The organism is Vibrio sp. 779(2023), assembly GCF_033344285.1.
Classification (GTDB): Bacteria; Pseudomonadota; Gammaproteobacteria; order Enterobacterales; family Vibrionaceae; genus Vibrio; species Vibrio alginolyticus.
Genome location: NZ_JAWPOM010000008.1, coordinates 21,472 through 43,257 on the forward strand (window position 1 = coordinate 21,472; position 21,786 = coordinate 43,257).

Here is a 21,786-nt window from a genome sequence, read left to right on the forward strand (position 1 = left end):
ATAAATGTAGATCTTGAGCTAGCCACCTTGTTGGGGTTTTGCGCCCATCCCCCCGAAAATGACCTTAGGGTCAAAATATAACCAAATTCCGATATGATGACCGAAAAATAAGAATCACTGGGGTCAATCATGAAGCAGTCAAACAATAAGCGCATCAAAATACTCAATAAGTCCGAAATCGCAGAGCTGTATTCCCTACCGACGTTTAGTCATGCTGAGCGAGAGGAGTATTTCTCGCTTGATGATGAGACTCAGAAACTTGTCGACGAATGCCGCCGTATCGACACCAAGTGCTATTTCATATTGCTGCTGGGTTACTTCAGAAGCAAGCCGATTATTCCAAACTTTGATTTTAACGCTGTTAAGGCAGATCTAGATTTCATCATATCGAAATACTTTAAGGGTAAAAGTATTAAAGCTAAGGATCTTTCTGCCTCAACCAAGACAAAACTAGTCAGTCGTTTGCTTAACTACACAGGTTACCAGTACTATCGCCGTAAAACGCACAAACTTGAAATACTAGAACGACTCCGGGATGTCGTTACGATCAGCGTCGATCCACGGTATGTATTTGATGAATGCATCGCATTCTTTAATCAAAACCAAATTGCACTTGCCGGGTATACGACACTCCAGGATCATGTATCTGAAGTGCTCATTTCTGAAAGAGCTCGAATCAAAAAAGTTCTTGAAAAAAGCATGACACCTAAAACAAGAAAATCACTACTAAAGCTTTTGGGTTCGGATGAGACGTTCACCGACCTATCCAGGCTAAAACAAATGGCGAAGGATTTCTCGTCGAGCCAAATCAATAGAGAACTTACTACTCATCAGGCAATAAAAGAGCTTTATCCAGAGCTCAAACAGATTATTGCCGAATTATCACTTTCCCCGAAAAACCTTGAATACTATGCCTCGCTTGTAAAGCATAAATCGGTTTATAAGCTTCGACGCCACTCTGATGACCAGTCACTGCTTTATCTGTGCTGTTATCTGTATTTCAGGTATCGTGAAACGAATGACAACCTAGTATCGGCATTTTTGTATCTAGTCCGGAAAATCACCGAATCTGGCAAAATATTCGCGAAACAAAAAGTCGCTGAAGATGTCGATGTTGTAAAAGACAGCCTCAAAGTTGCCGGAAATATCCTGAGCTTTTTTGTAGATCCAGATATCAGTGACAGCAGAACGTTCGGAGATGTTCGGAAGCGTGCGTTCAAACTCTTGCCGAAGAAGAATCTGAAACTTCTCAGCGCCCATTTAGATGATACTGATTTTGATACGGCCCAATATGAATGGGAGTATATAAGTCGGCAAACAAATAAAATTAAAAGGTTGCTGCGGTCGATTTTCCAAGCCGTTGATGTCGAATTCGGAGCAATCAAACCCGAATTGATTGAACAGTTCGCATCTTCGATCTCGGAGATAGCCGAAAATGGATCTATTTCAACCATTAATAAAAAACTGATCCGGAAATCTGAGCGCCAACACGTCTATGACGTTGATGAAACGAAAAGAACTCTCCGTTTTGAGTTTTACCTTTATCGAAAGGCCGCCCAGTTATTCGAATCTAACCAAATTTATATTGTAGAAAGCGAGCGGAATCGTAGTCTCGAGAGTGATCTCATTGCCACAGAAGAATGGAATGAGAAGAAGGAGCAGATCATCGAGAAATCTGGCCTTACCCACCCTCTAAAACATGTCGATACGATGCTTGCTAAAAAGCTAAGTGACTTAGAAGAGAAGCTAGCGTCCGTCAGCGACCATATCTTTAGCGGTGACAACCAATATGTCGAATTTAGCCAAGATCGTCATGAATTAAAGTGGTCAATACCAAATCGACGCTGGAAAGAGTCAGTCGATAATCCTATCTATAGCCAAATAAAGCACATGGGCATTGTTGATTTGCTTAAATTTGTACAGCAGAAGACCGGCTTTCTGGATGCTTTCTCTCACATATCGGCGAACCATGATGTTTTGTCGATCAATCATGATGATCTGATTGCTTGTGTTCTGGCGAATGGCACCAACTATGGCCTGTACAAGATGGCTAATATTTCTGACCGTTCGGTAGGCAAACTTCGAAGTGTAGAAGAAAGCTACGTCAGAATGGATACGCTAAATGAGTCGAATGACCTGGTATCCAATGCGATTGCAGCACTGCCTATTTTTGTTCATTATCACTTTGACGATAACAAGTTGTACTCCAGTATCGACGGCCAAAAGTTTGAGTGTCGAATCAATACCTTTAAAGCGCGTTACTCGTCCAAAGACTTCTTTAAAGGAAAAGGCGTATCATCGCTGACGCTCGTCTCCAACCACGTTCCGGTCAATACCAAAATTATTGGCGCGAACGAATACGAAGGGCATTTTGCCTTTGACCTTCTCTACAATAATACGTCAGACATACAGCCATTTACTTTATCCACGGATAATCACGGCACGAATAACGTCAACTTTGCGATATTGGATCTATTTGGTTACCGCTTTGCACCCCGGTATGCAAAAGTCAAAAACACCTTCTTCAAATTGTTTGAAGTTACAGAGGAAGATGGTTGCTCGATTCGCTTGAAGAAAGACATAAATTGCAAGCTGATCCAAGAGGAGTGGGATGAGATACAGCACATAATCTGCTCACTGAGCCGTAAAACAACGACGCAAAGCACTGTAATTCGTAAGCTCAGTAACGGTCAAAGTAAAACACTCCGAGCTCTCCAAGAATATGATCGGCTGATAAAATGCCTTTACCTCCTGGATTATGTTGATAATGCAACACTACGGCGATATGTCCAGCAAGCATTGAATCGTGGCGAAGCCTACCACCAGTTGAAAAGAGCCATTGCCTCCGTTAATGGGAATCGATTTAGAGGCGGAAACGATTACCAGGTTTCACAGTGGAATGATTGCTCCCGGTTAATCTCAAACTGCATTATTTACTATAACTCCGCGCTACTATCTGCCTACCTTAAAATAAATGAAGATCGGGGAAGAGATGATATAGCAGATTACATTGTCAATTTATCACCCGTTGCCTGGCAACACATTAATTTGAATGGTGAATATTCCTTTGACCAAGGTAGAACCGAAATCGATCTAGACGGCTTACTGAGTGATATTGAACCATTCTCAGGATCTCACGAGCTGATTGCAGCCTAGATGTTTGAGTCTTTGATTTTGCCTGGCCGTATATTTATGATGCTGAAGTATCAGGAATCTGAGTCAACGGTGTTTTCAAAGATTGTTGCTTGTAGGTAATCAAGTCAGGAAAAAGAGGAAAGCGGACATTTGTCGTTATTCACTTAATAGACATAACCGATAAAAAACAGAGGAGAGGATCTCTTCTGCGAACTTCATAAAGCAAATCCTTAGCAACTCAAGAAAATAGGCTACTTCATACTTCTAAGCAGAAGCCATAAATAAGTGAAAGTAAAAATTAGCTTGCTAACAAAGAATCAATCAGCTTTATCCAATCATCCAAGCTAGATTTGTGATCAACAGGTACATTGTTCCCATTGTTAACGAAGAATGTTGGTGTAGCCCAGACACTTTTTGTAGCGGCATAGCGAATTGGGGTTCTAGCATTAACGTAGATATCATTGTCGCCCATTCTCTTCAGAAAGGCTTCCCGATCTATATTTGAATGCGCTTGCGCTAAGTCAGCTACAAATTGACGCAAGTCTTCATGCGTTTTGTGTAGAAACGGCGCGTTATAAAACTGATCCTGGCGCTCGTATACAAACGTGGCGAAATCGTAAAACCTGCTAGCATCACCTTCAGCAAGGGCGAATAAACCTAAACTGATATCCCAGGCTTGTCGATGATTACTCAAGGTAATCATGTGTACCTTTAAGCTGACCGGATCATCCTGATAGTATTTCATTACGGCCATTAGTGTTGGCCAAGCAGCACGAGAGTGTGGGCACTGTATGTCGATAAAGGCATCAAGTGTGACAAGAGCAGCTGGGTCGCCTAGTAGAAAACCACTTGGGCGATGAGGAATAGGGATGGCCATATTTGTTTATCTCCTGAAGAGTTTAAAGTGCTTTTTCTAATTCGCGTTTAGTTTTGTGTTTACTACTAGGTGACTGTGTAAGGTTTTATGGACTGGGCATTTATCTGCAATCTCAAGCAGACTTTCCCGCTGCTCATCATTTAACTCACCTTCCAATGTGATTTCACGATTGAGGTGATCAATTTGCTGAGGGGCTTCATCACAGTGTTCACAATCCTTGCTGTAACTACGCTCATGATGCAAGTTAATGCCGATATTGCTTAGCGGCCATTTCTTTCTATCAGCGTACATACGGATCGTCATGGAGGTACAAGTGCCTAATGCGGCGAGCAAGTGTTCGTATGGATCGGGGCCTGCATTTATTCCACCCACCGCGACAGGCTCATCGGCTAGCCAGTGATGACTATTGCTATAAACGTTCTGCGCGAATTTATGGTCCTTTTCTTCGACGTAGACATGGCCTTTGGCTACCGTTTGCCCGGATTTCTCTACGATTGAGGGTTCGATATATCGGCTTGCCCAAGCTGCAATCGTTGTAGCAATGTATTCGGCATCATCCTTGTTGGAAACAAGGTGGTCAGCATTATCCAGGCTTACAAAGCTCTTTGGATGCTTGGCATCTTTATAAATTTTTTCGGCCTCGGCGATTTTTACTGTGCTGTCCATCGGCGAGTGCATGACCAATAATGCTTTTCGTAAGTTTCCAATCTCGGATTCGATTTGTTTAAGGTCTTCAACAAACTGTTTCTTAATAACAAACTTTCGAAAACCCAATGTGACTTCAGCTTTGCCTTCTTGATTGATCGTGTCTAGATTGGCCGCAAAGTTATGTACAACATGCTGCGCCTCGTGAGGTGCTCCAATGGTTGCAACGGCTTTCACTTCGGGTAAGCGGTGAGCTACTGACAGTACGGCAGCCCCTCCCAAACTATGGCCGATCAATAAACTCGGTGCCTGATAATTCTCTCTTAGAAAATCTGCGGCTGCTTTTAAGTCATCCACATTGGAGGAGTAATTGGTGTTAGAGAAGTCCCCATCGCTATTTCCTAAGCCCGTAAAGTCGAACCTTAATACCGCGATACCTTTTGCGGTCAAGGCTCTAGCAATTCTAGAAGCAGCTGCAATATCTTTCCCACAGGTAAAGCAGTGTGCAAATAAGGCGTAGCTGGAAACTCTCTGGTCGGGCGATTCCAACATTCCTCTAAGGGTAATGCCATTGCTGACAAATTCGACTTTATTCTTCATAGCTTATACCTCGTAGCTTATACCTTAAGCCTCTGCTTCTTGATGGGTTTGAACAGCGTTGACTTAAACCGAGTAACTAAGGTCTCTTAAGGTGACAAATTCTTCGGCCATTGTCGGGTGAATACCAATCGTGCCGTCGAATTGATCTTTAGTGAGCCCTGCTTTGACTGCTACGGCAAAGCCTTGAATCGCTTCACCAGCGTCAGGGCCAACCATGTGCATACCGACGACTTTTTGAGTGCCCTTCTCAACCAGCATACGCATCAATACTCGCTCTTCACTTCCTGATAAGGTGTGCTTAAGGTGTTTGAATTCTGACTGGTATACCTCTACCGGCACACCTTTGGCCTTAAGCGCGTCTTCAGATAGCCCCACTGTTCCAATATTCGGTTGGCAAAAGATTGCGGTGGGAATATTGTCATAACTGATGCTTTTGCTGCCATCACCATATTGCTGGCTTACGAACACCATCGCCTGAGCTGTTGCGACGGGCGTCAATTCCGGCGTGCCAATCACATCACCCAAGGCATAAATCGATGGGACGGATGTTTGGAATTGGTCATTGACTTCAATCGTTGCATTATTACGAGTCGTTAGACCGACTTGTTCTATGCCTAAATCGCTCGTCAAAGACTTTCTGCCTGTTGCATACATCACCTGGCCAGCACTTAAAATCTCGCCATTATCCAGTTGGCAAACAAGGGTGTTATCCGATTGTTTTTCAATCTGGGTAATGTTGGTCGAATAATGGATATTCACGCCTTTTTTCTGCATTTCATTGGCTGCAAATTGTGCAGTAGGCTGGTCGAAGTTCTTAAGTAGTTTATCGCCGCGATAAACCAAATGAGTCTCGACACCCAATCCATTCATAATGCCGGCAAATTCAACCGCAATATAACCACCACCGACAATCACAATTTTTTCAGGAAGCTCTGGTAAATAGAAAACCTGATCCGAGCTAATCACATGTTCCGAACCTGGAAACGCTGGTACGCTTGGTGTTGCGCCAACTGTTACAAGAATCTTCTCAGCTGTGATGGTCTTACCATCAACTTCAACGCTATTGGGGGAAGTCAGTCGAGCGCGTCCCCAAACGATATTGACGCCTGCATTTTCTAAGAGTTTTTTGTAAATGCCGTTAAGGCGCTCAATCTCTTTGTTCTTGTTTTCTAGCAGCGCCGGCCAGTTGAAACGGCTTTCACCGACTTCCCAGCCAAATCCCGAAGCACCTTCAAACTCCTCTGAGCAATGTGAAGCGTAAACAAATAGCTTTTTAGGAACACAACCTACGTTGACGCATGTGCCCCCTAGGTATTTTTCTTCTGCAATAGCGACTCTCGCGCCAGTTGCGGCAGACATTCTTGCTGCACGTACGCCACCGGAGCCAGCTCCTATTACAAACAAATCATAATCATATTGCTCAGTCATAGTGTTCTCGCAGTACCTGTTCTGTTAATTGGTTAAATAGTAATAGTCTTAAGGTTAGTAAAAAAAGGCACTGTCGTTAGTGCCTTTTAGCTTAAAACTTGTTGACCTATTTGCTTGAGCTAAGAGCTTTTCCTAATAAAGATATTGCTGCTGCGAGTAGTACAATATCTTTCAAAAGGAACTGGCCAGGTACAACATTCAATGCTGGAAAACCACCCAAGCTTGCTTCCCAAACGGGTGCTGTCAGCAAGAAACTTGATGTCACAGCAAAGGTCGCAATGGCTGCTAGGCTACCCACGACAGCAATGTGTCGATGCAAAGGTGCTAGTAGAATCGCTGCCGCAGTCGCTATTTCAACAGTGCCGATAAGATTTGAAGCCCCTTGTAGGCTAAATACATTATAAAGCCATGATGTTAGAGGACTTGAAGCAACAAGGCCTTGAATTGCACCCGCTTCATAGGCCGAGAATTTCATTGCTCCAATCCAGGCCAGTACTACGACCACTGAGTAACGTAAGGCTTGGTCGCCTATACGTGTAATTGTGACGTCCAAGGGACGAGTGTTTTGAGTCAAAGCGGTGTCTGTGAGTTGTCTTGCTGTTGAAGTTGTCATGATGTTTTTCCTTCTACTTTGATTTAAATTTTGTTTTGAGTTCGTGTCATTTTGGGTAGCGCTATACTACCGCTGCATTTACCTCAAGAATCTTTTCCAGCTCTCCGTTTCGAAGCGCTGCCTGTAGATCATCGTTGCCACCAATGTGGTGATCGTCGATAAAGATCTGTGGAACCGTATGACGGTTACTACGTTCGCGCATTTCCTTGCCATGCTTTCTGCTGAAGGTAATGTCGATTTCTTCAAACTTCAGCCCCAGTTTTTTAAGCGTTGCCTTAGTCATCTTGCAGTAAGGGCAGTAGCCTTTGCTGTATACGGTTACTTTCGCAGTCTGTTTTGTCGCCATCGCTATGCTCCTTCTGTTTCACTTTTTGTGTTTCGTTTGTCTTGCGTTGATGTGATCATTATGGGCTTTCAATAAAAACTAACAATGTGCAAAAGTCTTTAAATATTGCACTGATCGTCTATTATTATTTTAGTGTATAGCCTGAATCAGTGACTTCGCTCGCCAATATACTCGTCAAGCCCACCTCTGCGCCAACAAGAGGCGATAACTGGGTGAGATTCTGACTTTGAGGTCTGGAAGCAAAGAGCGGGAGCAACCGATGGCCCGAGATTGGTTGATAAATAACCAGCATGCAGTGTTTAGGCAATAGCGGGCTGTCCCGGCAGAGGATTCCGGGAGGATTGCTTTTTGCCAGTGGTTGAGTTGGCCTATCCGGCGGAAGCAAGGCCCCGATAAAGATCGAGGTAAACCGCAAAGCCTGGGCAGTGCCGGCCAAATCGCAGGATCCACTGCCGGCCACTGTGCACCAGGCGGCAGGCCATGGTCATGATTTCCTGCATCACGGTTCTCAGGCGGCGACGCTTGGCCGGGTGGCGAACCGGTGCATCCGGGCCGGTCAGTCGCAGACCCATCCAGCGCAACACGTTGTAACCCATCGTCGCGAAGGCCATGACCAGGTTGTTGGTGTCGAATTTCCCGGACGGAAGTCGTTCCAGGTCCAGGTCGGTCTTGAACTCGCTGTGGAACTGCTCACTGGTGGCGTGATCGCTGTACAGCGCCATGATGTGTTGCTCGTCGGCTACTTCGGCCGGCAACGAGGTCACCCAGCCTTCGAGGCTGACTTCCGGTTCGAGATACAGCTGGCCTTCGGCATCGCTGGTACGAACGGTGACCTTCACGATGCGACGCAGACCGGGCTCGTCCGGAATCGCTTCCGACAGAACCGCTTCCATTTTGCCGTCGCGCTCCAGTGACCAGGCTTTCCGGGCCTGGGCCTTGTCCGCCCAGACGAGCGGATCCTCTTTACGAGGGTTCCACTTGATCAGGAAGTCGACCTGGTCCTGCTCGCGCAGGAAATCGCTATTGGCACGGGCATCGTGTGCGCTGTCCAGGCGCAACAAAATGGGCTTATCCGTCAGTGATCGAGCCCGGGGTAACACTCGTTTGAGGGTGTCGAGAAATCCCTTGTTGGCGTGCTGGCTGCCAGGGCGCAGCTCGCAACCCAGGCACCAGCCTTCCTGCCCCAGGTAGGCGGCCATCGGCGCATAGCCGTCATAACCCTTGTAGGTGTAGCTGACACCCTCTTTGCGGGTCTGGCTGTTGTCCATGGGAAAGACATCCATATCCAGCGCAACGTGGCCCATCGCCAGAGGTGACACCGGAGCTTCGACGGACTGAAGAAACTCGACGCTGGCATCGTCCAGCAGGGGTGTCAGGCCTTGAGCGTCTTCATCAAATCGCTGGCGCAACCGGGCCGACGATGGCGATTGCTTGATGCCCAGGGCAGACTTGAAAAATGGGTCCGTTCGAACCGGCTCGGCCGCCTCGAAGTCACTCTTGCCCAGCGTGATCAGGCCAAGATAGGTCCGGATCAGTTCAATGTTCGGAATACCGTGCCGCTTGACGACGGTGCGGGCGGTTTTGGTGAGCGATGTATGCCGGTTCAGGCAATGACCGACCAAGGCCAGCCCGCCATTGGGTGTATAGACTTCGGTTCGGGATTGCTGGAGAGTGAAGGTACGCATGAGCCGAAAGCACTAACTGGGTGAATGGGTGTCAGATGCTATTATATCGCTCTAAGCCTTGTTATTGCAGGCTTTGGGCGTGAGTTCAGCTCGTTGAAGTCACGGATTCAGGTATAGGTTAATGGTGATAGGAAGGTATGAATGGAAATTCTCAGTGATATTCTTAAATCATTACGCGTCAGCGGTAGTGTCTACTTTTGTAGCCAAGTGGAGGCACCTTGGACTAAGGAATTTAAAGAGACCGAGACGGCTGGCTTTCATATGGTTCGACGTGGGTATTGCTGGGCGATTATTGGTGACAAAGTAGAGCAGCTTGGTCCTGGTGACTTGATATTTTTAGGGCCTGGACTCGATCATATATTAACGAGCGAGTCGCCCTACGGTGACATATCTACTGCAGGTGAGAATACTCTTTTGCTATGTGGATATTGCAGTTTTGAGGACGAGACATTAACGCCACTCAAAACAATCTTCCCTCAAACGACCATTGTTAGAGAGGAGGAGCTGCATCAACACCCTTGGTTAAAAAGCACCTTTGACCAACTTAGTGCAGAATATATGGCACAGAATCCGGGCACGGAGATTATCGTCAACAAACTAACTGAAGTTGTACTGGTTGAGCTGATAAGAATTAATTTTGGTCGCCAAGAACAAAACTCTTTCCTAATGGCACTGAATGACAAGCGTATATCCAAAGCACTAAAACTCATGCATGAATCACCGAGTGAGCCTTGGACTATCGAGGATCTAGCAAGCCAGATTGGTATGTCTAGAGCCGCCTTTGCAAAACAATTCAGAGATCTGGTCGGCCAAACGGTTTTTACTTATTTATCGCAGTTGAGAATTCAACGAGCGAAGGAAATGCTCAAGAATACGAGCCTGATGGTCGATGATATCGCGCTAAGTATCGGGTATGAATCAGAGCGAGCATTTACTAAAACGTTTGGAAAATACGTCGGTATGACGCCGAAACAGTACCGTAAGCAATAGCCGTTTCTAGTGAGGAAAAACTGATGATTTCATGTAACGACTATGACTATATTGAAATAGCCTGTACCTATCAATATCCGATTATATTGACACTCAAATCTGGTGAGATAATTCATTGCAGCGCGAAAGATACCTCACTGAATAACGAGAGGGAAGAGTGCATAAAAGTCGAGGTAGGTGATGCCGAGCGTTTAGTGGTACTGGATGAAGTCAAGATAATGGAAGCGAAAGTCGATAATCCTCATTTCCAATCGGTTCGGTTTAATTGAGATTTAGGTCTTCTGAAAATTGCGTTTGAGAATAATAAGCAAAGCCATACCTAAGAGCATTGAAACGTAACTGGGCACCGCTTGAAGGGACAAAGTGGGAATACTATTTAGCAATACTACGTCATTGCCTCCGGGAACAAACACCGCGCCAACGCCCATCAGAAAACCACCGAATAGGTAATTAGCTTTTACTTCAAAATCTAAGTTAAAGGTATGACTTGTTTTCGCAGAAATAAGGATGCCCAAGAGCATGGCGACGAATAAAAACACACTTAGTTTGTAGTAGATACCAAGGCTCATGCCTTCTTGATCGAACATTAGGTAGAGTAGGCCCATGATAATAAGGTTGGAATAGACCCATATACCAACGAGCACAACCAATATGCCGTTGCAAATGCCTAGAATTGCGGCTGATAAACTCTTGTCATAATGCTCACTCTTAAAACGCCTCTTCCATGTGCTGGCGGAAGCTCCTTTACACAAGGAATAAAATTCATAGATTCCCCAAGCCACGAATAACACGGCAAAGATCCATAGTTGAAGTATTGAAAAACCATCAAAGGGTTTTATTTTCACAGCTTGAAGATTGGGCTGAAATGAAGAGGCATAGCCAGCAGCAACGACGCCTAGGGAAAAACCTAAAAACGAAAAGATCAAAGCAAAACGACCACGGCAAAATTGGATCAGCGTGTTCATGGAGCAGCCTCCATTGATTACCGCCCCCATACCAAAAATGATTCCACCTATCATTGCTTCTGGTCGGAAGGCATAGTTCTCGTTACGGGCAGGTGAGATAAAACCGAACAACTCAAATAAAACCGTTACGCCAAACACCCAAATAACGATTTTCACGAAGCTCTTAAAGATCTCATAACGCTTCTGAATGATCAGCTCTTCAACAGCCATCACTGAACACATCGACGTTCGGTTACCGATAAAGCCAACAAAGAACGATAGTAGCGTAACCGTCCGGTGATTCCACCTTGAGCCAAATCGCCTGCCGACCAAAAGGCTCGAAGCTTACCACCCGGTCGATTCCGGTCAGATCCAGAAACGCCTCGTCGATGGAGTAGACATCCACTCTCGATGCCAGAGCTTCCAGGGTCGTCATCACCCGCCGGCTTATATCGCCATTTGTGTGGAATAGAGAATCAATTGGAACGGGGGCTTTGCTCGCCCCCCCTTGAACTTCTCATACCCAACCTGTTTGGCTATAGCTACTGAGGAGATCGCGGTGGCCCACCAAATCTTCCGGTCATCCTGTTCAATTACACCGCTAGCCGTACCCAGGAGGTGCCGCAGCGCCTCCTGGAGGCAGAAAGGCGTCGAGCGTATAGGTTGCTGGGCATGCGCGGCGCAAGTTCATCAGAAAACTCAATCCAAGGGCAAGATCGGCCGAGCGGAGATGGCACTGACTCTTATCAACAAGCTCTACGGCATCGAGCGCGACATGGAAGAGGCGGGCGATGCCCAGCGATACCAGACGCGCCAGTCGCAAAGCCAGGCTTTCCTGGAGCAACTGAAAGCTAGGCTGGACAAAACCCCTCCCCAGGTCACGTCGTCAAAGTGCCTTGGGCAAGCAATCAATTGCCTTGCGAGCAACTGGTTAAAGCTGATCCGCTACATCGAAAGGGGGACACCTGCCCATCGACAACAACCCTGCCGAGCGGGCGAGCCACCTTCTCATGTACATATGACCAAAGCGTCGCCCGTCTCCTCCCGTTATGTCATGCCTACCCACGACGGAGTATTGACGGTCTCTGTGCGCCAGAGCATAGTTTTCCCGAAGGGCGCTTAGGTACATATCTTCATGTGCTGTCCAGGCGCAGTTGCGTTTAGAGTACGTGTCCAATCAGTTTTAAATGGGTGTGAACATGAGAGCAGAAACTGAATCGCGGATTTTTTCGGTGGATGAATATGTTCGTCCGTCTAACGGCGAACCGATTCGTTCGGTTGTTCTGGAAACCAATGACTCTGTCGTCGTTGTTTGGCACGCCCACCCTGGGCAGGAAATAGCTTCCCATGTACATCCTCACGGCCAAGATACTTGGACGGTTATCTCAGGTGAAGCCGAATATCATCAAGGTAACGGCATAGTCACTCATCTTAAAGCTGGAGATATTGCGATCGCAAAACCTGGGCAGGTACATGGTGCAATGAACTCTGGCCCCGAACCTTTTATATTTGTTTCAGTGGTTGCGCCGGGCAATGCCGGTTTTGCGTTGGCTGAGAAATAGGCGAAAGGCCTGAGAGGAAACTGATGAATACACGATTATTTACGTTCGCTGGTGGAGAAACGGGTGTTTGGCGCGTTGTTCGGATGGATGCCGTGGCGGGAGCCCCTCTCCCTGGAATCCCCCGGCTCGACGTAGCCGCTGGCTCTGTTTCGCCGCAGCCTTTGGGCACCAAATGGCTTCTTCGCGGGATAACGAGTAACGAGCGTTATGTCGTGCGTGAAGAGAAGGATCGTCTCGTGGCGAAGCAGCCAAGTTTGGGTCGAGCAGAGGCCACCTGTGCCGCCCTGATCCCTATCCGGAAAAACCCCTCATGGTGGGGACTGGCTCAAGACGAACGCCGGAAGATTTTTGAGGAGCAGTCCCGTCACATTCACATTGGGCTCCAATATCTCCCTGCTGTGGCCCGTCGTCTCCACCATTGTCGGGACCTGGGCGAGAGCGAACCCTTCGACTTCTTGACGTGGTTCGAATATTCCCCGTCTGATGAGCCGGGCTTTAACAGGCTTTTGGCCGAACTCCGGGCCTCGGTGGAGTGGAAGTATGTCGACAGAGAAATCGACATCCGGCTAGTGCATGAGCCGGCCTAGTATCAGGTTTAACTGCGATCTCCGTGCGGCATACACCTGCGACACCCGCAGCCCAGCAAAGCCCGGAAAATCTAGTGTGTCTAATAACTTAGGAGTAACACGACACGTATGCCTAGCGAGCCACCAGTCGCTTGGGAAATTTTCTACTTATGGCCTCCTCTTTCTCTCATCGATCTCCCAGGGCATATCCTGCCGTCTAGAGTTGGCACCTTGTCCAGCTTTCGAAGAAGGCTCTCCATACACGTCCGGCCTACACCTTGTTAGGTATGGCCGGTTTCCAGTTGTGGGGCAATAGCTCGTCGATGGCGTTGTTCTTCTGTGTCGGCAGGCGAGTCAGCACATCCTTCAGGTAGGCATAGGGATCATGCCGATTCAGCTTCGCTGACTGTATTAGGGTCATGACCGCAGCCGCACGTTGACCACTGCGCAGTGAACCCGCAAACAGCCAATTGCTGCGCCCCAGCGCCCAGGGTCGGATCTGGTTTTCCACCCAGTTGTTGTCGATGGGCACAGCGCCATCGTCCAGGTAGCGCGTCAGCGCTTCCCAACGTTTGAGGCTGTAATCCAGGGCTTTGGCCGTGCCGGAGCCATCCGGCACTTTCTGGCGATGGGCCAGCATCCACTGATGCAGCGCATCGGCAAGGGGTTTGGCTTTGGTTTGCCGGATTTCCCGCCGCATATCCGGTGGCAGATCTTTGGTTTCCCGCTCGATCTCGTAGAGTCCACCGATGTATTCCAAGGCCTTGGCCGCCAATTCGCTCTTGTTGGCCTCGTGCAGGTCATAGAACTTGCGCCGGGCGTGGGCCATACAGCCGATTTCGGTAATGCCGTTGCCGAACCCGGCCTTGTAGCCAGCGTAATCATCACAGACCAGCTTGCCCCGCCAGTCACCCAGGAAGGTTCGGGCGTGTTCGCCTGCACGGCTGGGTGCGAAGTCGTAAATAGCTGCCTTCAGGTCGGCAAACGGTGTGGTGCAGTAGGCCCAGACGTAGGCCTTGTGGGTTTTCTTCTTGCCCGGGGCCAGCATGCTGACCGGGGTTTCATCGGCATGCAGAACACTGTGTTCCAGCAGAGTATTTCTCAACGCATCCACCAGCGGCTGCAACTGCACACCACAGGCACCCACCCATTCGGCCAGGGTGGAGCGCGGGATTTCCAGGCCGGCACGGCCGAACATGCGTTCCTGACGGTACAGCGGCAGATGGTCGGCATACTTGGCCACCAGCACCTGGGCCAGCAGGCCAGCGGTGGGGATGCCTTTGTCGATCACCTGCGGTGGCACCGGTGCCTGGATCAACGTCTCGCAGCTGTCGCAGGCCCATTTGCCCCGGATGTGACGTTCAACGGTGAACTCACCCGGGACATAATCCAGCTTCTCGCTGACGTCTTCGCCAATGCGCTTGAGCTGGCAGCCACACTGGCATTGAGTATTTTCTGGCTCGTGGTGGATCAGGGTGCGGGGCAGTTCCGGTGGCAGCGGTGTGCGTTTGGGTTGCTGCTTTGGCCGAGCGGCTTTCTGCTCCTCGGTCATCGCCTGTTCCAGTTCGACCTCGATGGAGGCCAGGTCGCTGTCGATCAGTTCGTCCAGCAGTTTTCCCTGAACCGCGTCCAGCTGCTCGCTACGCCGGGCGTACTTATGGCGCTTGAGAATGGCCACTTCGTGGGTCAGCTTCTCGATGACCGCATCACGGTGCACCAGAGCCCGCTCTTTGTTATCAACACGATCAAACAGTTCCGTAGCGAGAGCACGGAGCTGACCGGCAGAGAGTTGGTTGATGTCGGGGCGCTGAGTCATGCCCCTTAGTATGCCAAGCCCTTGTACTGCAAGCGATTCGCAGTTCTGGCTATGGCGGTATTGCTCAGCTTGTGGTTACAGGATTGAGATGACGCCATCGGCCCCAATACGGGGTTCTAGGGATTTTCCGTCCAAAAACGACAAAGTGCTCTGGAGGCCACGCCGTCCGCGGCCTCCAGAGGGGTATTACTTTTTTGGCGCTTCACATAGCCAGTCACAATAAATCAATCACTTAGCAGTCTGAATGTCGCATTTGGACGGAAAATCCCTAGAACCCCAATTTGCTAACTATTGGTTAGCATATGCTTGGTTTGCTTTAAGTCAACACCCAAAAGTTAGTTTTTCAATTTTTTAATTCAGGGTCAGTTGGTGCAAGCTGTGGTGACGCAAAGGAAGGGGTAATTTTCGGATCATTGCCCTGCCGCCCGTTGCTCCGAACCACTGGGAGCTGGACCCCAACGATCTCGGGTGTGACGATGGACCTGTACTGAGGGGGCTGTGGGTCGTACCCCGATTCGCATGAGGATTGAATATAACCGACGTGACTGTTATATTTAGGTGGCTAAACCCGTCAAGCCCTCAGGAGTGAATCATGACCGTAGTCACGACCGCCGATACCTTCCAACTGTACGCACTTGCAGCCCGACATGGGCTCAAGCTCCATGGCCCGCTGACTGTCAATGAGCTTGGGCTCGACTATAGGATCGTGATCGCCACCGTCGACGATGGACGTCGGTGGGTGCTGCGCATCCCGCGCCGAGCCGAGGTAAGCGCGAAGGTCGAACCAGAGGCGCGGGTGCTGGCAATGCTCAAGAATCGCCTGCCGTTCGCGGTGCCGGACTGGCGCGTGGCCAACGCCGAGCTCGTTGCCTATCCCATGCTCGAAGACTCGACTGCGATGGTCATCCAGCCTGGTTCGTCCACGCCCGACTGGGTCGTGCCGCAGGACTCGGAGGTCTTCGCGGAGAGCTTCGCGACCGCGCTCGCCGCCCTGCATGCCGTCCCCATTTCCGCCGCCGTGGATGCGGGGATGCTCATCCGTACACCGACGCAGGCCCGTCAGAAGGTGGCCGACGACGTTGACCGCGTCCGACGCGAGTTCGTGGTGAACGACAAGCGCCTCCACCGGTGGCAGCGCTGGCTCGACGACGATTCGTCGTGGCCAGATTTCTCCGTGGTGGTGCATGGCGATCTCTACGTGGGCCATGTGCTCATCGACAACACGGAGCGCGTCAGCGGGATGATCGACTGGAGCGAGGCCCGCGTTGATGACCCTGCCATCGACATGGCCGCGCACCTTATGGTCTTTGGTGAAGAGGGGCTCGCGAAGCTCCTCCTCACGTATGAAGCGGCCGGTGGCCGGGTGTGGCCGCGGCTCGCCCACCACATCGCGGAGCGCCTTGCGTTCGGGGCGGTCACCTACGCACTCTTCGCCCTCGACTCGGGTAACGAAGAGTACCTCGCTGCGGCGAAGGCGCAGCTCGCCGCAGCGGAATGAGCGAACGTCGATATAGCCCGCTCGCGACGCTGTTCGCGGCGACCTTTCTCTTCCGGATCGGCAACGCGGTGGCGGCCCTCGCGCTTCCATGGTTCGTCCTGTCTCATACAAAGAGCGCGGCCTGGGCGGGCGCCACGGCCGCTAGCAGCGTCATCGCGACCATCATCGGCGCGTGGGTTGGTGGTGGCCTCGTCGATCGGTTCGGGCGCGCGCCCGTCGCATTGATCTCGGGTGTGGTGGGCGGCGTGGCCATGGCGAGCATCCCACTGCTCGATGCCGTTGGCGCCCTCTCGAACACTGGGCTGATCGCTTGCGTGGTGCTCGGTGCCGCGTTCGACGCACCCGGTATGGCCGCGCAGGACAGTGAGCTGCCCAAACTCGGCCACGTCGCCGGGCTCTCCGTTGAGCGCGTCTCGTCACTGAAAGCGGTGATCGGGAACGTCGCGATTCTAGGTGGCCCGGCCCTTGGGGGGGCCGCAATCGGCCTGCTTGGCGCTGCGCCAACGCTCGGGCTGACGGCGTTCTGCTCCGTCCTTGCAGGTCTGCTCGGCGCGTGGGTGCTTCCCGCGCGTGCCGCTCGGACGATGACCACGACGGCGACTCTCTCCATGCGCGCCGGCGTCGCTTTTCTCTGGAGCGAACCCCTGCTGCGCCCTCTCTTTGGTATAGTGATGATCTTCGTGGGCATCGTTGGCGCCAACGGCAGCGTCATCATGCCTGCGCTGTTTGTAGATGCAGGACGCCAAGTAGCAGAGCTCGGGCTGTTCTCCTCAATGATGGGGGCTGGTGGTCTCCTTGGCATTGCCATTCATGCGTCGGTCGGCGCCCGGATATCAGCGCAGAACTGGCTGGCGGTGGCATTTTGTGGCTCTGCGGTGGGCTCGCTTCTGCTTTCACAGTTGCCAGGCGTGCCGGTGCTGATGTTGTTGGGCGCGCTCGTGGGACTGCTGACCGGCTCAGTCTCTCCCATTCTCAACGCTGCCATCTACAACCGCACGCCGCCAGAACTTCTCGGCCGGGTACTCGGCACGGTCTCGGCGGTGATGCTGTCAGCCTCGCCCATGGTTATGCTTGCGGCCGGCGCGTTTGTCGACCTTGCTGGTCCGCTCCCTGGCCTCGTTGTATCGGCCGTGTTTGCGGGGCTCGTGGCTCTACTCTCGCTCCGTCTTCAATTTGCTACAATGGCGGCGGCAGCCACAGCCTCCGCCCCAACCCATACAGAAGGTGAACACTGATGCCCCGCCCCAAGCTCAAGTCCGATGACGAGGTACTCGAGGCCGCCACCGTAGTGCTGAAGCGTTGCGGTCCCATAGAGTTCACGCTCAGCGGAGTAGCAAAGGAGGTGGGGCTCTCCCGCGCAGCGTTAATCCAGCGCTTCACCAACCGCGATACGCTGCTGGTGAGGATGATGGAGCGCGGCGTCGAGCAGGTGCGGCATTACCTGAATGCGATACCGATAGGCGCAGGGCCGCAAGGGCTCTGGGAATTTTTGCAGGTGCTCGTTCGGAGCATGAACACTCGCAACGACTTCTCGGTGAACTATCTCATCTCCTGGTACGAGCTCCAGGTGCCGGAGCTACGCACGCTTGCGATCCAGCGGAACCGCGCGGTGGTGGAGGGGATCCGCAAGCGACTGCCCCCAGGTGCTCCTGCGGCAGCTGAGTTGCTCCTGCACTCGGTCATCGCTGGCGCGACGATGCAGTGGGCCGTCGATCCGGATGGTGAGCTAGCTGATCATGTGCTGGCTCAGATCGCTGCCATCCTGTGTTTAATGTTTCCCGAACACGACGATTTCCAACTCCTCCAGGCACATGCGTAAACGGAGGTGTGCAGAGTCCCTGCGGCAGGCGACGAACACGACCGTCGTCGATTAGTACCGGTACGGTCGGTGGTATCGAAGTCTTGATCACCACTCAGGTCTACGGCTTACAAATGGTGACCATCCCGATACTTGCGTCAGAGCACCGGGCCGATTCTTTGACAGTGAATCACTCCCGTAAGGTTGTGCCGGTGTGGGTGTCCCGGGTCGAGACGATACTCCGCCAATGCGCCCAGCAAACAACCTGGCCATCGCAGGTGGTGGGGAGCGGTGTGGCGGATGAGTTGGACAAGTTGGTGTAGCAGCACGAGCACGGCGAGATAACATCGCAGGAGTTCGACATGCTCAAGAGACAGCTGATTGCGAATCGCGATGCAGATTCATAACCCGATTGCGGGTTGGCTTCACTCCACCATCACCGAGCAGACTAGCACGGCGGGCTCTGTTGCAAAGATTGGCGGCAGTCAGAGGTAGGCTGTCGCTCTGCGCCGATCAGGCGGCTGCTGCGAAATGGTGGTTGAGCATGCCCATGGCCTCCGTCAGCGCCGAGGGCCCAATGCCAAAAGCTCTCTCCACAAGGCGCACCTCGCCCCTGATGCCGGGCTGCAGGCACCAGGGGCGAGCCTGTCCTTTGCGCAGGGCTCGCATGACTTCGAATCCCTTGATCGTGGCATAGGCCGTGGGGATCGATTTGAAACCGCGCACCGGCTTGATCAGTATCTTGAGCTTTCCGTGATCGGCCTCGATCACGTTATTGAGATACTTCACCTGCCGGTGGGCCGTCTCCCGGTCCAGCTTTCCTTCGCGCTTCAATTCGGTGATCGCTGCACCATAGCTCGGCGCTTTGTCGGTATTGAGCGTGGCAGGCTTTTCCCAGTGCTTCAGGCCTCGCAGGGCCTTGCCCAGGAACCGCTTCGCTGCCTTGGCGCTGCGGGTCGGCGACAGGTAGAAATCGATCGTGTCGCCCCGCTTGTCGACTGCCCGGTACAGGTAGGTCCACTTGCCCCGCACCTTGACGTAGGTTTCATCCAGGCGCCAGCTCGGATCAAAGCCACGCCGCCAGAACCAGCGCAGCCGCTTCTCCATCTCCGGGGCGTAGCACTGGACCCAGCGATAGATCGTCGTATGGTCGACCGAAATGCCGCGTTCCGCCAGCATTTCCTCAAGGTCGCGATAGCTGATCGGATAGCGACAATACCAGCGCACCGCCCACAGGATCACATCACCCTGGAAATGGCGCCACTTGAAATCCGTCATCGTTCCGTCCGTCCAATCTCCGCCAAGCATGCTCAAGCTTCACGATTTTTGCAACAGAGCCCGCTGGCGCATGGCGCGGGCCTTGGCGGCGTCAACGTCCGGCTCGTCGTCCAGAAACTCGAACTCCTGTTCGGGCGATGGCGTCGGCGTGACGATTTCCTCATGCTCGGGCAATTCCGGCTCGCGGCGGATGCCGGCATTGGCCGGGTCGCCCTCGGCCTCGTTTCCCCTCGTCGCGGAACGGCTTTCCGCCGCGACCACGCGGCCGGACCAATCATCGGCGGATGGGCTGGGCGCCAGCGGAGCGGCGACCAGATCGGGCGGGGTCAGGATGCGTTCCTGCAACCGCGCGTCCTCGAAATAGCGGGCCTTGGTCGCGCGGATCGGCGGCGTGCCCGCGACCATGACGATTTCATCGGTAGGCGGAAGCTGCATGATTTCGCCCGGCGTGAGCAGCGGCCGGGCTGTCTCCTGCCGTGAAACCATGAGATGCCCGAGCCACGGCGCGAGCCTGTGGCCGGCATAGTTGGTGGAATCGCGCATCTCGGTCGCGGTGCCGAGCGCGTCGCTCACCCTTTTGGCGGTCCTTTCGTCATTCGTGGCAAAGCTGACGCGCACATGGCAGTTGTCGAGGATCGCGTTGTTCGGCCCATAGGCCCGCTCGATCTGGTTGAGGCTCTGCGCGATCAGGAAGCCTTTGATTCCGTAGCCTGCCATGAAGGCCAAGGCGGACTCGAAAAAATCCAACCTGCCCAATGCCGGAAACTCGTCGAGCATCAACAGCAGGCGATGGCGCTTGCCGGAGGTGGTCAATTCCTCGGTCAACCGCCTCCCAATCTGGTTGAGGATCAGGCGGATTAGCGGCTTTGTGCGGTTAATGTCGGATGGCGGCACGACCAGATAGAGCGTGACGGGCTGGCGGCTGCCGACCAGATCGGCAATGCGCCAGTCGCAATGCGCCGTCACCCGCGCCACCACGGGATCGCGGTAGAGGCCGAGAAACGACATGGCGGTGGAGAGCACGCCCGACCGCTCGTTCTCGGATTTGTTCAACAGTTCGCGGGCGGACGACGCGATGACGGGATGAAGGCCCGCCTCGCCGAGATGCGGCGTGTCCATCATGGCGCGCAAGGTCGCCTCGACCGGGCGGCGGGGATCGGACAGGAAGTTGGCGACGCCCGCCAAGGTCTTATCCTTCTCCGCGTAGAGAACATGCAGGATCGCGCCGACCAGCAAGCTATGGCTGGTCTTTTCCCAATGATTGCGCTTGTCGAGACTGCCTTCGGGATCGACCAGAATATCCGCGATATTCTGCACGTCGCGGACTTCCCATTCGCCCTGCCGCACCTCCAGCAGCGGGTTGTAGGCCGACGATCTGGCGTTGGTCGGATCGAACAGCAGCACGCGGCCATGCTTCGCGCGGAAGCCCGCTGTCAGCGTCCAGTTCTCGCCTTTTATGTCGTGAACGATGGCGGATGCCGGCCATGTCAGCAGCGTCGGCACCACCAGCCCGACGCCTTTGCCGCTGCGCGTCGGGGCGAAGCATAGAACATGCTCGGGACCATCATGGCGCAGATAGTCCCGGTCGTATCGGCCGAGCAGGACGCCATCGGGGCCGAGCAATCCGGCCGCGCGGATTTCTCTGTCCTCGGCCCATCGCGCCGAACCGTAGGTGGCGACGTTCCGGGCTTCGCGCGCGCGGATGATCGACATGAAGATGGCGGCAGCGATGGCGAGGAAGCCGCCCGATACGGCGATGATGCCGCCCTCGACGAAGATCGCGGGCGCATAGGCGTCGAACGAAAACCACCACCAGAAGAAGGCCGGTGGATAATAGACCGGCAGGCCCACCAGCTCGAACCACGGATTGCCAAGCTGCGGCTGGAAGCCGAGGCGGAATGCTATCCATTGCGTCGCCGCCCACGTCATCACCAGAACGATGGTGAAAACGACAGCGATCTGACCCCAAAGGATTCGGCCTCCGCGCAATGCAGGCTCCAGTTGG

General features: G+C 52.4%; 19 protein-coding genes and 1 pseudogene. 9 read left to right on the forward strand and 11 right to left on the reverse strand.

The features are described 5' to 3' along the window. Positions 1 to 129 precede the first annotated feature (129 nt). Positions 130 to 3,156 (forward strand): Tn3 family transposase, encoded by a 3,027-nt coding sequence (locus R8O70_RS11835; protein ID WP_213899624.1) that lies wholly within the window; start codon positions 130 to 132, stop codon positions 3,154 to 3,156. Between the two features lie 277 nt (positions 3,157 to 3,433). On the opposite strand, the gene R8O70_RS11840 is transcribed toward R8O70_RS11835, so the two are convergent. From R8O70_RS11840 to R8O70_RS11865, 6 genes are all read right to left on the reverse strand, one after another. After that, positions 3,434 to 4,012 (reverse strand): DsbA family protein, encoded by a 579-nt coding sequence (locus R8O70_RS11840; RefSeq protein WP_213899623.1) that lies wholly within the window; start codon positions 4,010 to 4,012, stop codon positions 3,434 to 3,436. Between the two features lie 36 nt (positions 4,013 to 4,048). Beyond that, positions 4,049 to 5,257, reverse strand: coding sequence for a bifunctional alpha/beta hydrolase/OsmC family protein (locus R8O70_RS11845; protein ID WP_213899622.1), 1,209 nt, complete (start codon positions 5,255 to 5,257; stop codon positions 4,049 to 4,051). A 63-nt stretch (positions 5,258 to 5,320) separates the two neighbouring features. Next, complete coding sequence (gene gorA, locus R8O70_RS11850; protein ID WP_213899621.1) at positions 5,321 to 6,685, reverse strand: glutathione-disulfide reductase; 1,365 nt, start codon at positions 6,683 to 6,685, stop codon at positions 5,321 to 5,323. A 106-nt stretch (positions 6,686 to 6,791) separates the two neighbouring features. Further along, positions 6,792 to 7,298, reverse strand: coding sequence for a YkgB family protein (locus R8O70_RS11855; RefSeq protein ID WP_213899620.1), 507 nt, complete (start codon positions 7,296 to 7,298; stop codon positions 6,792 to 6,794). A gap of 61 nt (positions 7,299 to 7,359) precedes the next feature. Next, on the reverse strand, positions 7,360 to 7,644 hold the full coding sequence (grxC, locus tag R8O70_RS11860; protein ID WP_213899619.1) for a glutaredoxin 3: 285 nt from the start codon (positions 7,642 to 7,644) through the stop codon (positions 7,360 to 7,362). A gap of 368 nt (positions 7,645 to 8,012) precedes the next feature. Continuing rightward, positions 8,013 to 9,329, reverse strand: coding sequence for an IS1380 family transposase (locus tag R8O70_RS11865; RefSeq protein WP_213899618.1), 1,317 nt, complete (start codon positions 9,327 to 9,329; stop codon positions 8,013 to 8,015). Positions 9,330 to 9,470: 141 nt separating this feature from the next. On the opposite strand from R8O70_RS11865, the gene R8O70_RS11870 reads away from it, so the two are divergent. Further along, the gene (locus tag R8O70_RS11870) at positions 9,471 to 10,319 is read left to right on the forward strand and encodes an AraC family transcriptional regulator (protein WP_213899617.1); all 849 of its coding nucleotides are present in this window, start codon (positions 9,471 to 9,473) and stop codon (positions 10,317 to 10,319) included. 23 nt (positions 10,320 to 10,342) lie between these two features. Next, on the forward strand, positions 10,343 to 10,588 hold the full coding sequence (locus tag R8O70_RS11875; RefSeq protein WP_213899616.1) for a Rho-binding antiterminator: 246 nt from the start codon (positions 10,343 to 10,345) through the stop codon (positions 10,586 to 10,588). A 3-nt stretch (positions 10,589 to 10,591) separates the two neighbouring features. Here the strand turns inward: R8O70_RS11875 and R8O70_RS11880 are convergent, their stop codons facing one another. Both R8O70_RS11880 and R8O70_RS11885 read right to left on the reverse strand, forming a co-directional pair. Then, complete coding sequence (locus tag R8O70_RS11880) at positions 10,592 to 11,506, reverse strand: YeeE/YedE thiosulfate transporter family protein (RefSeq protein WP_284143226.1); 915 nt, start codon at positions 11,504 to 11,506, stop codon at positions 10,592 to 10,594. A gap of 10 nt (positions 11,507 to 11,516) precedes the next feature. Next, positions 11,517 to 11,744 carry a hypothetical protein gene (locus R8O70_RS11885; RefSeq protein WP_411912966.1) on the reverse strand — a complete coding sequence of 76 codons (228 nt, stop codon included), beginning with the start codon at positions 11,742 to 11,744 and terminating at the stop codon, positions 11,517 to 11,519. A gap of 80 nt (positions 11,745 to 11,824) precedes the next feature. On the opposite strand from R8O70_RS11885, the pseudogene R8O70_RS11890 reads away from it, so the two are divergent. The 3 genes and pseudogenes from R8O70_RS11890 to R8O70_RS11900 all read left to right on the forward strand — a co-directional run. Next, positions 11,825 to 12,261, forward strand: a pseudogene (locus tag R8O70_RS11890) (IS66 family transposase); the annotation flags it as partial. Between the two features lie 201 nt (positions 12,262 to 12,462). Next, the gene (locus R8O70_RS11895; protein WP_001201003.1) at positions 12,463 to 12,825 is read left to right on the forward strand and encodes a cupin domain-containing protein; all 363 of its coding nucleotides are present in this window, start codon (positions 12,463 to 12,465) and stop codon (positions 12,823 to 12,825) included. A gap of 23 nt (positions 12,826 to 12,848) precedes the next feature. Continuing rightward, a complete protein-coding gene (locus R8O70_RS11900) occupies positions 12,849 to 13,412 on the forward strand; it encodes a chlorite dismutase family protein (protein WP_001097412.1) in 564 nt (187 codons plus the stop codon). A gap of 250 nt (positions 13,413 to 13,662) precedes the next feature. Here R8O70_RS11900 and tnpC read toward each other — a convergent pair whose 3' ends face one another. Beyond that, positions 13,663 to 15,207, reverse strand: coding sequence for an IS66 family transposase (gene tnpC, locus R8O70_RS11905; protein WP_008175578.1), 1,545 nt, complete (start codon positions 15,205 to 15,207; stop codon positions 13,663 to 13,665). A gap of 592 nt (positions 15,208 to 15,799) precedes the next feature. Here tnpC and R8O70_RS11910 point away from each other — a divergent pair. From R8O70_RS11910 to mphR(A), 3 genes are read left to right on the forward strand one after another with little or no spacing between them, the layout of a single operon-like run. After that, positions 15,800 to 16,705, forward strand: a complete 906-nt coding sequence (locus tag R8O70_RS11910) for an Mph(A) family macrolide 2'-phosphotransferase (RefSeq protein WP_000219387.1) — start codon at positions 15,800 to 15,802, stop codon at positions 16,703 to 16,705. Continuing rightward, positions 16,702 to 17,940 (forward strand): macrolide resistance MFS transporter Mrx(A), encoded by a 1,239-nt coding sequence (gene mrx(A) / locus R8O70_RS11915; protein WP_000004159.1) that lies wholly within the window; start codon positions 16,702 to 16,704, stop codon positions 17,938 to 17,940. The genes R8O70_RS11910 and mrx(A) overlap by 4 nt, the downstream gene beginning before the upstream one ends. Further along, entirely contained in the window at positions 17,940 to 18,524 is a 585-nt protein-coding gene (gene mphR(A) / locus R8O70_RS11920; RefSeq protein ID WP_001137892.1) for a macrolide-binding transcriptional repressor MphR(A), read from the forward strand. The genes mrx(A) and mphR(A) overlap by 1 nt, the downstream gene beginning before the upstream one ends. A 492-nt stretch (positions 18,525 to 19,016) precedes the next feature. Here mphR(A) and R8O70_RS11925 read toward each other — a convergent pair whose 3' ends face one another. Both R8O70_RS11925 and R8O70_RS11930 read right to left on the reverse strand, forming a co-directional pair. Continuing rightward, complete coding sequence (locus R8O70_RS11925) at positions 19,017 to 19,781, reverse strand: IS6-like element IS6100 family transposase (protein ID WP_001389365.1); 765 nt, start codon at positions 19,779 to 19,781, stop codon at positions 19,017 to 19,019. Positions 19,782 to 19,820: 39 nt separating this feature from the next. Next, positions 19,821 to 21,770 (reverse strand): conjugal transfer protein TraG, encoded by a 1,950-nt coding sequence (locus R8O70_RS11930; protein ID WP_106761483.1) that lies wholly within the window; start codon positions 21,768 to 21,770, stop codon positions 19,821 to 19,823. Positions 21,771 to 21,786: the final 16 nt, after the last annotated feature.